General features: G+C 31.0%; 11 protein-coding genes. 5 read left to right on the forward strand and 6 right to left on the reverse strand.

Annotated features, from left to right (window positions below; all coding sequences use genetic code 11):
• Positions 1–9: 9 nt before the first annotated feature.
• The 4 genes from fliQ to FBE87_RS08510 all read left to right on the forward strand — a co-directional run bounded on the left by fliQ (position 10) and on the right by FBE87_RS08510 (position 6,586).
• The gene (gene fliQ, locus FBE87_RS08495) at positions 10–279 is read left to right on the forward strand and encodes a flagellar biosynthesis protein FliQ (RefSeq protein ID WP_002851290.1); all 270 of its coding nucleotides are present in this window, start codon (positions 10–12) and stop codon (positions 277–279) included.
• Entirely contained in the window at positions 276–1,052 is a 777-nt protein-coding gene (locus tag FBE87_RS08500) for a UDP-N-acetylmuramate dehydrogenase (protein ID WP_002874559.1), read from the forward strand. The genes fliQ and FBE87_RS08500 overlap by 4 nt, the downstream gene beginning before the upstream one ends.
• A 206-nt stretch (positions 1,053–1,258) precedes the next feature.
• The gene (locus FBE87_RS08505) at positions 1,259–4,630 is read left to right on the forward strand and encodes an autotransporter outer membrane beta-barrel domain-containing protein (protein ID WP_168977247.1); all 3,372 of its coding nucleotides are present in this window, start codon (positions 1,259–1,261) and stop codon (positions 4,628–4,630) included.
• 201 nt (positions 4,631–4,831) lie between these two features.
• Entirely contained in the window at positions 4,832–6,586 is a 1,755-nt protein-coding gene (locus FBE87_RS08510; protein WP_002851245.1) for a hypothetical protein, read from the forward strand.
• Positions 6,587–6,589: 3 nt separating this feature from the next.
• Here FBE87_RS08510 and FBE87_RS08515 read toward each other — a convergent pair whose 3' ends face one another.
• The 6 genes from FBE87_RS08515 to topA all read right to left on the reverse strand — a co-directional run bounded on the left by FBE87_RS08515 (position 6,590) and on the right by topA (position 13,720).
• Positions 6,590–7,357 carry a hypothetical protein gene (locus tag FBE87_RS08515; RefSeq protein ID WP_079263669.1) on the reverse strand — a complete coding sequence of 256 codons (768 nt, stop codon included), beginning with the start codon at positions 7,355–7,357 and terminating at the stop codon, positions 6,590–6,592.
• Positions 7,358–7,396: 39 nt separating this feature from the next.
• Positions 7,397–8,161 carry a 3'(2'),5'-bisphosphate nucleotidase CysQ gene (locus tag FBE87_RS08520; RefSeq protein WP_002851337.1) on the reverse strand — a complete coding sequence of 255 codons (765 nt, stop codon included), beginning with the start codon at positions 8,159–8,161 and terminating at the stop codon, positions 7,397–7,399.
• 79 nt (positions 8,162–8,240) lie between these two features.
• Positions 8,241–9,509 (reverse strand): citrate synthase, encoded by a 1,269-nt coding sequence (locus FBE87_RS08525; protein ID WP_165433082.1) that lies wholly within the window; start codon positions 9,507–9,509, stop codon positions 8,241–8,243.
• 114 nt (positions 9,510–9,623) lie between these two features.
• Positions 9,624–10,799, reverse strand: a complete 1,176-nt coding sequence (locus FBE87_RS08530; RefSeq protein ID WP_002876072.1) for a cation:proton antiporter — start codon at positions 10,797–10,799, stop codon at positions 9,624–9,626.
• On the reverse strand, positions 10,780–11,616 hold the full coding sequence (locus FBE87_RS08535) for a biotin synthase (RefSeq protein WP_002873256.1): 837 nt from the start codon (positions 11,614–11,616) through the stop codon (positions 10,780–10,782). Before FBE87_RS08535 ends, FBE87_RS08530 begins: the two co-directional genes overlap by 20 nt.
• Before the next feature lies 1 nt (position 11,617).
• Positions 11,618–13,720, reverse strand: coding sequence for a type I DNA topoisomerase (gene topA, locus FBE87_RS08540; protein ID WP_002867521.1), 2,103 nt, complete (start codon positions 13,718–13,720; stop codon positions 11,618–11,620).
• Positions 13,721–13,914: 194 nt separating this feature from the next.
• Here topA and FBE87_RS08545 point away from each other — a divergent pair, with 194 nt between their 5' ends.
• The gene (locus tag FBE87_RS08545) at positions 13,915–15,186 is read left to right on the forward strand and encodes an MFS transporter (RefSeq protein ID WP_052799266.1); all 1,272 of its coding nucleotides are present in this window, start codon (positions 13,915–13,917) and stop codon (positions 15,184–15,186) included.
• Position 15,187 lies beyond the last annotated feature (1 nt).

Consider the following 15,187-nt stretch of genomic DNA (forward strand, 5'->3'; position numbering starts at 1 on the left):
AGGATAAAAATGGATGAAAGTACCTTAGTTGCTCTTGGAGTGCAAACCTTTAAAATCACACTTTTACTTTCCTTGCCTATGCTTTTAGCAGGACTTATTGCAGGGCTTGTGATCAGTATTTTTCAAGCAACTACACAGATTAACGAAATGACACTTTCTTTTGTTCCTAAAATCATCTTGGTTGTAGTTATTTTAATCTTTTTAATGCCTTGGATGACTACAACTATGATTGATTTTACTGAGAATATACTAAATCAAATTCCAACTTTTATCAAATGATCATTGATTTTAAAAAATACTCTTCTGTGCGTATAGGAAATGAATTTGAAGTTTTAGTTTTGGATCAAATTTGTGATTTTGATGGTTTTTTAATAGGCGGCGCAAATAACCTTTTAGTTAGCCCAAAACCTAAAAATATAGGAATTTTAGGAGATAGTTTTGATTTTATACAAATTTTAGATCAAAATAAAGATTTTATACATCTTCGCATAGGCTGCAAAACAAAATCAAGCAAAATGTATCGCTTTGCCAAAGAAAACAATCTTAAGGGTTTTGAGTATTTAAGCAAAATTCCTGGCACACTTGGTGGTCTTTTGAAAATGAATGCAGGGCTTAAAGGAGAGTGTATCAGTCAAAATTTAATCAAAATTGCTACTTCTGAAGGCGAAATTCTAAGAGCAAATATAAATTTTGATTATCGTTTTTGTCCTTTAAATACGCATTTTTTTTGGGCTGAATTTAAACTAAACTTTGGCTTTGATACCCTTAAAGATGAAGCTTTAAAAAATGCAAGAAGCAACCAACCTAGTGGAGCAAGCTTTGGCTCTATCTTTAAAAATCCGAAAAACGACTTTGCAGGACGTTTAATCGAAGCTGTAGGACTTAAAGGATTTAGCAAGGGAGATGCTATGTTAAGCGATAAACACGCAAATTTTTTAATTAATAAAAAAAATGCAAGTTTTGAAGATGCGTTTTTTCTTATCGAATTGGCTAGAAAAAAAGTCTTTGAAGAATTTGGCACAAACTTAGAAAATGAAGTGATTATAATCTAAACACACAAAACAATAAAAGTCTAAAAAATTTACTCTTAATCTAACTTTAAATAAAATACAAATTCAAACCATATAGTTTTATAATAAGTATTTAATAATAATTTAAGTATAATTATTATATAGTCTTCACTATTTTCATATTACAGTTTTATATTATTTTTAAATATAAACAAGAAAATATAAATATAAAAGGAAAGGGAATATTTATGAATAAAACTGCATTAACTAAAACATACACAAAAGATATACAAAATTCCTGTTTAAATTCTAAAAAGATAGTTTTATCTTTAGCTGCTATTTCTTTTTCGGCAAGTTGTACTCATGCTACACTTACTCCTGAAATAGAAACTTACGAAGAGGCAACAAATAGACATACTAAAGCTAGGTCAGGTATTGGTTCTAAAAATCTGAATAATAATAAGACTATAAGTAGTTTACAAAATTCAACTCAAACTGTAAGTGGCACCGGCAATACTCTAGTTATAGAAAGTGGTGGAACTATTACTATTTCTAATGGTAGCCAACAAGCGGTCAATTTCACTCAAGGTTCTTCAACTTCTACCTTTTTAAATCAAGGAACTCTTATAGGTGGAAACAATGCTGCTAGTGTTCGGCTAGGAGCAAATAGAAATAACGGTGTTACCATAGAAACCTTTGATAATCAAGGTATCATAGGCAATGGTTCTTCTAAATTTGGAGTAACAGTTTGGGGTACAAATAGCTCTAAATCTACTATCAATAATTTTAGTAATAGTGGAACTATTCACTCTAGTACTGGTGAAAGTATTTATTTTGATAACGCCAAAATATCAAGTTTTGCTAATAGTGGGACTATTAAGAGTAACCAAGGCGCAGGAGTAAATATATCTCAAGGAACAAGTAGTATAGGGAATTTTAACAATAGCGGAACTATTGAAGGCAAGAGCATGGGTGTAAATGTTCGTTCAACAATAGATACCTTCGTCAATAGCGGTTTAATTACTACAACTGTAAAGGGCAATTGGAGCAATGGAATACAGATAAATGCTAATGTAAAAACATTAAAAAATACGGGAACCATACAAGGATTTAGTGCACCTATAAGATCATCAGGTGGAACTATAGACCAATTGATCAATGAAGGCACTATGAAGGGTGAAAGTATTGGTATTTACATGATAGGAGGTCTTGTTAAAACTCTTACAAATAGCGGTACCATTAATCAAAACAATTCGGCAACTTGGGCTGCTGGTATAAAACTCCAAAATAACAGTACCATAGAAAATATCATCAACACAGGATCTATCCGTTCTAATGCTTTTGGAATATCTGTAACTGGTGGTAAATTTGGAACACTTACCATAAAAGATGGAGGTCAAGTTTATGGAAAATACTCGGCAATAGGAGTGGGTCAATCGCAAACTCTAGGAGATTTATATATAGATGGACGTTCAAATAATGGCACAGTAAGTGGAATTTATAGTGAAGAACATGGAATTTTATTAGAGAATAACTCACGAACTCAAAAAATAGAACTTAAAAACGGTGGCATTATACAAGGTAAGATCGATGGTATAAGATTGACAGACTCGGCCTCTTTAAGTGGAGAAATGATTTTATCTGGCGAAGGTTCTAGGGTAGAAGGTGGAAGAGGTGCTGGTATATTGAATCGAAGTGGAAAAATAACAGGCTCTATAACCATAAAAGATGGAGCAACTGTTACGGCTACTTCGAATCAAGCCATATCTAACTCTCGCTCAGGAAGTATAACAGGTGGTATTACTGTTAGTGGGAAAAACACTAAACTTCAAGGAAATATAATCAATAGAGATAATGCTTCTATAGGTAGTGATATTAAGATAGAAGGTGGAGCTAAGGTAGAAGGTGGTCTTGTTAATCAAGGTAATGGAGCTATTTCTGGTTCAATTACTGTAGATAAAGATAGTAAACTTGATTCTATCACTAACACTTCTACATCATCTACAGGTATAAGTGGTTCTATTACTAACAATAGTGATAATAAGCTTGAAATTTCTAATTCAGGTAATATCGGTGGTAAGATTGAAAGTACAGGTAGTGCTGATATGGTGATTAGCAATAGTAATGGTGGAACTATTAGTGGCGGTATTAGTTCTTCAGGAAGTGGAAGCACTAGTATTTCCAATTCACAAGGCTCAACCATAAATAACGGCATCACTGTTTCAGGATCAGCACAAGTTGAAATCTCCAATCAAGGCTCAGTAGGTAAAGATAAAAATGGTAATACAGTAACTAACAATGGTAGTGGTAGTGTTGGAATCAAAGATTGGCTTGTTTCTACAGATAAAAACACAGGTAAATTAAACACTGTGGTTATAGGTGGAAGTGGTAAAGATAATGTAAAAGTAGAAAACATCACCGTAGATCAAAGCAATGTTGATCTTGAAGAGCTAAACGATATAAATAACATCATCTCAGGTGTTAATCAAGGCAATATTGGCAATATAGGAACCAATGGAAGTGGAGAAATATCTTTAAGCTTTGATCCAATAACAGGAAAGCTTACTACAGATTTTAATCTTAATGCTTCCATATCAGGTGCAACCTTTAGATCTTTAATCTCTACTACTTCAAGAAGATCAACCTTTATAGATAATGTTATGGGTAATTCTATGCAAAGCTTTGCTTTAGCTTCTTCAAGTAAATCTCAAAGCATCGCTATGTCTGAAAAGGGTAATTTATATGCAGATGCAAGTGATTATATAAAGAGTGATTTAAATAATGGAAGCTATGGTTCTAATAAAGAACATTCTTTATTCATCCTTCCTTATACTTCTTCACAGAATGTTGAACTTTCTTTAAATGAAGAAAGTAAAGGACACACTAAAGGAACCATTATAGGTTATTCTACTTTAAAAGACAGTGGAATATATGGTGTGTATGCAGGTTATGAAGATACAAAAATGGGTTCAACTTATTTTGATATTAATAATAGAACCTATTATGCAGGTTTAAAATACTTTAATACCTTATTTACTACAGAAAAAGGTCAAGAAGTTTATATCAAAGCTCAAGGTAAAGCTGCTTTGATTAAAAATGATTTAACTGAAAAAATAGGAAATAATGAAGCTAAAGCTGAACCTAATTCTTATGCTTATGGAGTCAATACAGCCTTAGGTATGAATTTTATTTCTAATAAAGATATATTCTCTCCTGAAATAGGTCTTGCTTATGAAGGAGGTTATACTGAAGCTTTTTCTATGAAAGACACCATAGGACAAGCAACAGTTAAAGGTGGAGAAAGAACCTATGCAAACTATTTAAATCTTTTCTCTACTAAAACAAGTCTTACTTGGTTTAGAGATTGGTTGCCTAATTTAAAAACTTCAGTAGAACTTGGAGCTAAGTTTAATATCAATCCTAAAGTAGAAGCTGAGGCTAGATTTGGTAATATAAAAGTAAGTGATGAGTTTGATTTACCAAGAGTACAAAAATTTGTAAGCACTTCTTTTATCGTTCCTGTTAATGAAGCTTTCTATTTTAGTTTAAGCTATAATGGAATGTTTGATAAAGATGGCAATACCCATACAGGATTTGCTCAGTTTAATTATCTTTGGTAATCTTATAAAAGATAATACTTAGTTTAATTAGTTTACTCTCCTACTTGTTAAAAATTTCATCCTGATAATTTTAAAATTATTAGGATGGATGTTTTTATTGTATTTATTTTTGTTTTATTATTTAATTTTATAAAAATATAATTATCTTTTTATGCAACTTATAAGATAATATTGGATTTAATGTAACCATCAAGGAAAAATATGTTTGATAAAATTCATTATTATTATTTTAATGCTAATTATGAAAAATGTTTGAACTTGAGTGAGCAATTTTTAAAAGAAAGTCCAAAATTTGCTTTAGAATTTGCTACGCTTTCTTCTTATAAACTTTCTCTTTTTCAAAAAGCTTTATATTATGCTCAAGAGCTTTTTTCTTTAAATCCTACAAGTTTTAATGGTCTTATGCTTGCTAAAAGCTATATTGAAAATTTAAGACTTGATGAAGCCTTGAATTTATTACAAACACTTTTAACTCGCAAAGATGATTTAGAGGATGAACTTAAGTTAGAATTGGCTTTTATTTATAAACTGAGTAATAAACTAGAAGAATCTGAACAAATTTTCAAAGAATTGCTTTCTAAAGATATGTATAATCTTAATCTATGGAAAAATTATGCAGAAATTTATTTTAAACATGATTTTACTAAGGCATTAAATGCACATGAGCACTTGTGTCATTTTATGCAAGATTTGATTGATAAACTACAAAAAGGAATCATTGCTGAACAAACCAATCTTAATTTAGTCAAACTCGAAGATAGGCTTCATAGTAAAACCAAAGAAAATCTTACCATTTCTAAAATAGAAGATTTTTTAACTCATCAAATTTTACCCCAAAAAGCATACTTGCTTTTTAAGCTTTTTAGAATATCTGATTCTTTAGAACTTTTTCAATCACTACAAGAAGCCAATCAACACCATGCACAGTTTTGGCAAAACTATGCTAAGGTATTAGAATTTAACTCAAACTATCAAGAAGCTTATCATGCTTATAAAAAATGTCTTAGCTTGGATTCTCATGCAACCTATCAATTTGATTTGGCTTATCTTTTGATGCGTATGGGAGTGGATGATAATTTTGAAGAGGGCAAGAAATATTATGAAAGCAGATTATTTTATGCTCATAATGAAACTTTTTCTACTTATCATTATAATGAAAGCCTAAAAGCTTTTAATAAATTTGGCGTTGATGCTTTTAAAAATAAAGAAGTTTTAGTATTTTGCGAGCAAGGCTTTGGCGATACTATAATGTATGCAAGATGCTTAGAAAAACTTTGCAAAATCGCTTCAAAGGTTTTATTTGCTCCTCAAAGTGCCATGTATGAAATGTTTAAAAATCAAATCAAATTTTTAAATCAAAATGATGATATTTTTAAAAATGTAAAGGTTTTAAAAAATCTACCTACAAATTTTGATTATGCTATTCCTATTTGTTCTTTGCCTTTTTTTATTGATATTAAGCTTGATGAGATTTTACGATTAAAAACACCTATATTGCCACAGAAAAAACCGCATAATCAAAGAAAAAAACTTGGTATTTTTTATGCTACTCCTAATGCTGAAAATTCTGATTTATTAAGAAATGTAAAATTTGAATTTTTATTTGATGTATTAAAAGACTTAGATTATGAGATCATTTCTTTTCAAATGCAATTAAAAGAAGAATTGCCTAAGGTAATAGAAGATAGAAGCAAGCTTATAAAAAATTGGAATGATACTCTAAATTATTTATATGATATTGACTGTATGCTTAGTATTGATAGTGCTATAGCGCATTTAAGTTTAGCTATGGATATTCCTACTATAGTTCTTTTACATCCTAGGTTTGATTGGCGTTGGGGAAAATTTGAAAATCCTAAAAGTTATTTTTGGCCAAAAGCAAAATGTTTTATCATAAAAGAACAAGAAGAAACAAAAAGAAATTTGCAAAAACTGATTAAAGATATTTTAAACTAAAGCTTAGTTTAAGAGCTTTAGGTGGAAAATTTGGTTTTTGATAACATCAGCTAGCATTTTTGGCATTTGGTTTATAATATCTTGATAATTTTGCTTTGCATCTTGATTTTTTAATGTCAAATTTAATTTTGCATTTTTTGCTACAAGAATTTTTCCATTGCTTGTAGAAATGATTTTAAAATTAACATTAGCCACACCCTCTTTACTAGTTGTGATAAAATAATTTGTAATATTTACATAAAAATCTTGCAAATTTACCACCACAACATAATCTGTAAATTTGGCATACATTTTAGCCTTATCTTTTTCTTGTGTTAAAAAAGGACTTACATTTATAAGTTTTGCATCCTTAGGGCTAAAATATGACAAAGTTTTAGGACTTTGATAAATACCATTTGCAGCAGAATTAACCCAATTAAGCTTTAAACTTTGAATCAAATTTTTAGCAAATAATGTAGAAAATTCCTTATCACTCACCCTAAAACCATCTAAAAAATAACCAAAATTTTTCCTAGAAGTTAATACAATGGCAAAATCAATATCTTTATCTTTGGTGATTTGCGATTTTTTTTCAATCAAGGTAGAACTATCAAACAATGCTTTTTGTTGATTTAGATTTGGATTTGCAACATTTTGATTTAGATCTATTACTTCAAAACTATCTGCGCTTTTTTCAATTTTAATAACTTTTTTCTGAGAAAAATTATTCGCTAAAAGATTAGAACTTAAAACTAAACTTAAAAACAAAATGAAACAATACCTCATCTTCATCCTTATAAACTATTTAAATATAAAATTATACTCTTTATTTTATAAAAAATCTTGTAAAAAATTCCTAGATGAAACACAAATAAAAGGACTGGATTTATAATTTAAAGGGCTATATAAAATGTATTTTTTAGAAAAATCTCCCATAAATCCTCCATTTTGATTAATCAAAAAATCTCCTGCTACAATATCCCAAATATTAAGCTTTTCAAATCTTTTATAAACTCCTGCCCTAGCCTCTAAAATAGCACAAAATTTCAATCCAGAGCCTATATTAATAGCTTCTAATTGATGCTCTTTTGCAAAGTCTTCATCTTCTTTGCTAAGATGATTAACACTCAATAAGGCTTTATATTTATTTTTCTCGTATTCTTGCTGGTCAATTTGCAAAGGTTTATCGTTTTTATAAACCTTGGTTTTTGCATGAGCATAGAATATATCACCTTTTGATGGATTTTGTATGAGTGATAAAACAGGGCGATTGTCATGAACCAAACTTATCATAACGCAAAATTCATCACTGCCTTTTAAAAAACCACTTGTTCCATCAAGAGGATCGATAAGCCAAAAAGTTTTTAATTCTTCACACTCTTCTTTGCTGAGTAATTTTTCTTCTGATAGAATTTTAATATCCGTAGAACCCAAAATATCATTTAGAATTTTATTAGAAGCAAGATCTGCTGATGTAAGCGGGCTTTTATCTTCTTTTTCCCAAGTTTTGAAATTTTTTCTCTCTTCTAAAATAGCTTTAGAAGCTTGATTGCTAGCATTTATAGCAATTTCTAAAAATTTATCAAGATTAAGCATGATTATAAACTTTCTATAAGATTTTTTAAAATTATACAAGAAGATTTTGTGGAATTTTTAATTTCCACAAAAATTTTAATTAAATTTTACTAGTTTCACCCAAATAAAGTTGTCTTGGACGGACTATTTTAAGACTTTCTTGCTCTTTTTGTTCTATCCACTGAGCTATCCATCCTGGGGTGCGCCCTATAACAAATAAAGTAGCAAACATTTCATTTGGAATACCTAAGGCTTTTAAAATAAGTCCACTATGAAAATCAACATTCGGATATAACCCTCTTTGAACAAAATAATCATCGCTTAAAGCAATCTCTTCTATACGCGTTGCTACTTTAATAAGATTGGTATCAATACTCAACTCATCAATAAGTTGATCACGAAGCTTTTTCAGTACTTTTGCTCTAGGATCAAAATTTTTATAAACCCTATGCCCAAAGCCCATCAAGCGGAAAGGATCGTTTTTATCCTTAGCTCTTTTGATGAATTCATCTACCCTATCAACACTACCTATTTGCTCAAGCATTCTAATAACACCTTCATTAGCTCCACCATGTGCATGACCCCAAAGCGCACCAATACCTGCTGCTATACAGGCATAAGGATGAGCATGAGTTGAACCCACAGCACGAACTGTTGAAGTTGAAGCATTTTGCTCATGATCTGCATGAAGCATAAAAACTGTATCAAGTGCTTTTACTTCTATAGGTTTAAGCTCTACATGATCGTAAGGATAGGTTCTTAACATATATAAGAAATTTTCTGTAAAACCACGATCTAAATTTGGATAAGCCATAGGAAAGCCGTGTTTATATCTATAAGCGGTGGCCACTATAGTAGGGATTTTAGCTACTATTCTAGCTGCCATTTCCATATATTCTTCTTTTACATTCATGTTTAAATGATCAGGATAAAAAGCACTAAGCGATGAAACAGCACCTTGTAAAACTGCCATAGGATGAGCATTATCAGGGAAAGAATCAAAAAGACGGTGCATACCTTCATGGATAAAAGAACGTTTTTTCATTTCATAACGAAACGCTTCAAGACGCGTAGCATCAGGTAATTCTTTATAAAGTAAAAGATGAACCACATCTAAATAAAGTTTGTTTTCAGCAAGCCACTCTATAGGATAGCCACGGTGCATTAAAATTCCATTTTCTCCATCAATATAAGTGATTTTTGATTTACAAGTAGCTGTAGAAGTCAAGCCCTCATCATAAGAAAACATTCCTGTTTGTTTATAAAAACTTGACATATCTACAACGCTTGGCCCAGTTGTACCGTCATATATAGGAAATTCATAGCTTTTTCCATTTCTATTATCGGTTATAGTAACGGAATTTGACATTTTCGCTCCTTTTATTGTTACTTTTATTAATTCTAACAAAAAAGGACGATTATGAGTTTTTTTATTATTAAATTTTTAAGATTTTGTTTGCTTTTTTGAGTAAAAAAGTAACTTTCATTTTTTAGAATTAGAAAGAAATTTAATCATACTCATAACAATAACAGCCTCAAATAACGCTGTTAAAATAAGCGCTGAATAAAGTTTCTCATCAATAACCTTGCCCGAATAACCCAGAGTAGCTGTTGCTATAAGCAAGGTTAAAGGCATAGAATGACTAAGACCAAATAAAATCATATTTTTAAAACCAATTCTTTTTAAAAAAACACTTGCACATAAAATTCTTAAACCCACCATAACAAACATAAGTAAAAATGCTTGTAAAACGATTTTATAATCTAAAATCATTTTAAGATCAAAGGTTGAACCTATATGGATAAAAAAAATAGGGATCAAAAACCCATGTCCAAAAGTAGAAAGCTTATGCTCAAGATCTTTTTTATGATCAAAAAAAGTAGCTATAAATGAGCCTGCTATAAAAGAACCAAGAACGATTTCAAGTTTTGTAATAACCATAGCAACAATGATCAGTATAAAAATGGCCATACAAAATCTTATATCTTTTTCATTTTTATCTTCCCATGGCATAAGCACAACTTTAAGCTGAGGATACCACCAAAAAAGCACACCAAGCATTTTAAATCCGAGCAAACAAAGTCCCAAAAAGATATTAAGATATAAAATACTTTGCGCTACATCAATAATACCTGTTCCTTCGCGCAAAAAAGCTCCCGCTATAGTCAAAAGCACAATAGAAATCACCTCAGCTAAAGTAGCCACTATCATAGCAATATTTAGCCAATAACACTCTTTTCCAAAATCCTTAAAAAGCAAAGATAAAAGCCCTACACTCATCACAGGTATAATGATAACAAATACTAAAGAAAGTCCAAAAATCCATACTATAAGAGAAGATAAAGCGTAAAGTAAAAAAATATAAAAAAAACTTTTTTTGGCGACTTCTTTATCCATATTAAAAAAGGCTCTTAAATTTACTTCCATACCTGCTATAAACATTAGATAATAAAAACCTACATTTGCTAAAAGTGCAAAATTTTCACTTTTTCCTATGAAACCAAAATATGCTATTATTGCCCCTAAAATAATTTCAGTAGCTGAAAGAGGCAAGCGTAAAATTTTTGCAATATGCGGAGAAAAAAGTAAGCATAAAGCTATAACAATAAGAATTTTTAGATCAATTAAACCTTGTGGATCAATGACACTCTGATGCAAAAGTAAATCCCATTTCTTTTAATTTTATTATATCTTGACTTGGTTCTTCACCTTTAGTGGTTAAATAATCCCCTATAACAATAGCCCCAGCACCTGCTTGAAAAATTTCATACTGCCTTTCTCGCAACACCACTTCACGCCCACCTGCTACCATTACCACGCTTTGCGGTAAAGCCTCTTTGGTATCACGAACAATTTTTAAGGCTTCATCAGCATTAAGTCTTGGAACTTGTAGTTTTAAATTTTCATTTGCTATAAAAAAATTAATAGGCGTTGAAAAAGGCTGTAATTCTTGCAAAGATTTTCTAAAACTTAGTCTATCTTCTTCACTCTCACCCATACCATAAATTCCACCACAACAAAGCATAAGTCCTGCTTCTTTAGCGTTTAAATTGGTTTGAAATCTACTTTCCCAAGTATGAGTGGTGCAAATTTGTGGAAAAAATTCCTTAGAACTTTCAAGATTGTGATTATAAGAAAAAATTCCTGCTTTTTTAAGTTCTTTGAGTTGTTCCACGCTTGCCATACCATTACAAGCAATTAAAAGCAAATTAGGCACTTCTTTTTGCACAGCCTTAGCAGCCTCACAAACATACTCAAGCTTTTCATCATCAAGCCCAAGTCCTGCTGTAACCAAACAAAAACCCAAGGCTTCATTTTTCTTTGCCATTTTCGCTTCTAAAACGATTTGTGAAAGTTCTTTACGACGATATTTTTGAATATCTGTTTTTACATGGGCACTTTGGGTGCAGTATTTACAGTCTTCTGAACAATTTCCACTCGCTATATTTGAAATAGCACAAAGCATGATTTGCATTCTAATCCTTCATTTCTTTTTTGATTTTGCACTTTAAGCATTCTAAGAATGTACCTTTTTTAAGCTCTTTTATCACTAAAGTTTCGCCACACTCTTCGCATTTTTCTTCACTTGGTTTGTATTTGCTTATAAAATTGCATTTTGGATAAGCACTACAACCATAAAATTTACCGCGTTTTGAAAAGCGTTCTACGATTTCACCTTTTTGACAACTTGGACAAGTAATGCCTGTACCATTAGCTTTAGCTTTTGCGGCTGTATTTTCGCTTTCGTTTTTGCTTTCACTTTTTAAATTTCTTGAATACTTGCATTTTGGGAAATTTAAACACGCTACAAATTCTCCAAAACGCCCTTTTCTAATAGCAAGCTCTCCGCCACAATCAGGACAACTTTCGCCTAGTTTTGTGACAGTTTTTTGACTAGCTATTTTTGTTTTTCCTTCTTCGATTTTTCTCATAAAAGGATAGTAAAATTCTTTTAAAGTTTCTTGCCAATCTGCTTTATCTTCTGCGATTTCATCTAGGGTATTTTCAAGGTTTGAAGTAAATTTACTATCTACTATATCGCTAAAATTTTTCTCAAGCACTTCGGTTACATTAAAAGCAACATCGCTAGGAATGAGTTGTTTTTTATCTATTGTTACATAATCACGGCTTGTAAGTATAGAAATGGTTGGTGCATAAGTAGAAGGGCGACCTATGCCTAAACTTTCAAGTTTTTTTACAAGTCCTGCTTCTGAATACCTTGAAGGTGGTTCGGTAAAATGTGAGTTCATTTCTAAATTTTGCACTTTTAAATTTTGGCCTATTTTAAAATTTGGCAAAATTTTATCCTTATCCATATCACCATAAACTTTATAATATCCATCAAAAAGGATTTTTCTACCGCTTATTTTAAAAACTGCTCTATCATTTTTTACAAATACATTTTGAGTTTGAGAGATAGCAGGACTCATCTGACAGGCTAAAAAGCGATTGTAAATAAGTGTGTAAAGTTTTAACTCATCTTTGTCTAAAAATTTAGCCGCAATTTCTGGAGTAAAACTTAAATTTGTAGGGCGTATAGCTTCATGAGCTTCTTGAGCGCCTTTAGTCTTTGTAGTATATACATTTGCTTTGCTTGGAAGATAGTCCTTGCCAAAATTTGCTTGTATGAATTTTCTTGCATTTTCTACTGCTTCTTTGGCTAAATTTAAACTATCGGTTCTCATATAAGTAATAACCCCCATCACGCCTTCATGGGTATTTACTCCTTCATAGAGCTTTTGAGCTATCATCATGGTTTTTTTAGGGTTAAAACCAAGGCGATTGCTGGCACTTTGTTGTAAAGTTGAAGTCATAAAAGGAGGCGGCGGAGCGATTTTTCTTTCTTTGCTTTCAATGTCACTTATACTATAAACTTCATTTTTACAAGCTTCTAGTATAAGTTTAGCACGATCTTTGTTGGTAATGGTAAGTTTTTCTATCTTGGCTTTATCAAACTCAACTAGTTCTGCATCTAAATCTTTTTGAAAAATCATATCAATACTAAAGTATTCTAGGGGTACAAAGGCACGAATTTCTTTTTCACGATCGACTATGATCTTTAAAGCCGCACTTTGAACACGCCCAGCACTAAGTCCTCTTTGAATTTTTTGTCCTAATAAAGGGCTGAGCTTATACCCTACAATGCGATCTAAAAGACGTCTGGTTTGCTGAGCATTTACAGAGTGCATGTTTAATTTTCTTGGATTTTTTAAAGCATTTTCTATAGCGCTTTTAGTGATTTCATGAAAAACAATGCGTGGTAAGGTGTTTTCATCTTTTCCTATAGCTTTTGCAATATGATAGGCTATAGCCTCTCCTTCTCTATCTTCATCCGTTGCAAGATAGACTTCTTTGGCATCTTTGGCTTTACTTTTAAGTTCTTTAACTAAGGCGCTATGATCACTTGTGATTCTATACTCAGGGATAAATTCATCATCTTCTATTTTAATCCCAAAGCTTGATTTAGGCAAATCTCTAATATGTCCTTTAGAAGCGATAACTTCATAATCTTTTCCCAAAAAATTTCCTATGGTTTTAGCTTTTGCAGGAGATTCTACTATGATTAAATTTTTCTTCATTTTGCACCCTTGTTAAATAAAAAGCTGAATTTAGCTAAAAATATTTAAAATTCTACTTATAAAATATATTTTAATCAAGCTAAAATATTTTAAAAACAAAACTATCATAACAAAATAAATAAAATATAATTTTAAGTAATTTTAAATACAAACCATAATTTTTGGAGTATAATAAAATAAAAAAGGTAAAAATTATGAATGACAAAACTTATAAATTTCATCCAAATGACACAAAAATGGATAAAAAAATAATTCAAATTACTGAAAAGTCCGGATTTAAAGCAGCTGTGTTTTCTATGGCTGCTATGACTATGCTAGGAAGTGTGGTCATTTCATCTGCTCTACCTGCTATCAACAGACATTTTGAAGAACTTTTAACCCAAAGTGGCGCTACTCTTACTTCAAGTTTCACATTAGCTCATCTTGATATACTTGTTCGCTTAGTTTTAACCATCCCTGCTATTTTTGTTGTCATTTTATCTCCATTTGCTGGTATTTTAATGGATAAATTTGGCAAATTAAAATTCATTCTTCCAGCTATGGTGGTTTGGACTCTTTCTGGGATAAGTGGCTTTTTCTTAAATGATATTTATGCTATACTGACTTCAAGAGCTATTTTTGGTATGGCAACTGCTTTTATAATGACAGGCGCTTCGGCTTTGCTTGGGGATTATTATAGTCGTGGTGGCTTTAATCGCAGAGAAAATGCTTTAAGTCTTCAAGGATTTTTTTGTGCGGTAGGGGGTGCTGTTTTTATTTCTATTGCGGGATTTGTTTCAAGTTATTCTTGGCGTTATCCTTTTTTGGTATATGGACTTGGAATTTTAATTACCTTAATGGCTATCATTTATCTTTTTGAACCTAGAAAATTTAAATTCTATAATCATACAAAAATAGAAACAAAAACAAATTATTGGCAATTTTTCCCTATCTATTTTATAGGTTTTTTTATCATGGTAGTTTATTATATTTCGCCAACTCAACTTCCTTACTATATAGAAGAACATTTGGGATTGGATCCTAAATATATAGGTATTTCGATGTCTGTATCTGCACTATGTTATGGTTTTTTCTCTCTAAGCTATAGATATATTATAAAATTCTTAAGTATTAAAACTATCTATGTTTTAACTCTTTTTATCGTATCTTGTTCTTTTTTGCTGCTTTTTTTAGTAGATAGCTTTTTCACAGTTTTAATCGCCTTAGCTTTGCTTGGAATGGGTGGAGGTATTATGCTTGTAAATAATACGGCTTATCTTTTTTCAATCTGTCCTGAAAATGCTCGCTCTAGGGCTTATGGAATTTTAGCAAGTTGTATATTTTTAGGACAATTTTTAAGTCCTATTATCTCTCAACCTATCGTTAGACAAATGGGTCTTGTAGATGCTTTTTTAATATGGTCAATAGTAATTTTTATAGTGTGCATTGTGTTTTTATTTTTAAAGCAAAAACCTAGAATAAATTAGC

Source organism: Campylobacter sp. CFSAN093246 (genome assembly GCF_012889415.1).
GTDB classification, from domain to species: Bacteria; Campylobacterota; Campylobacteria; order Campylobacterales; family Campylobacteraceae; genus Campylobacter_D; species Campylobacter_D jejuni.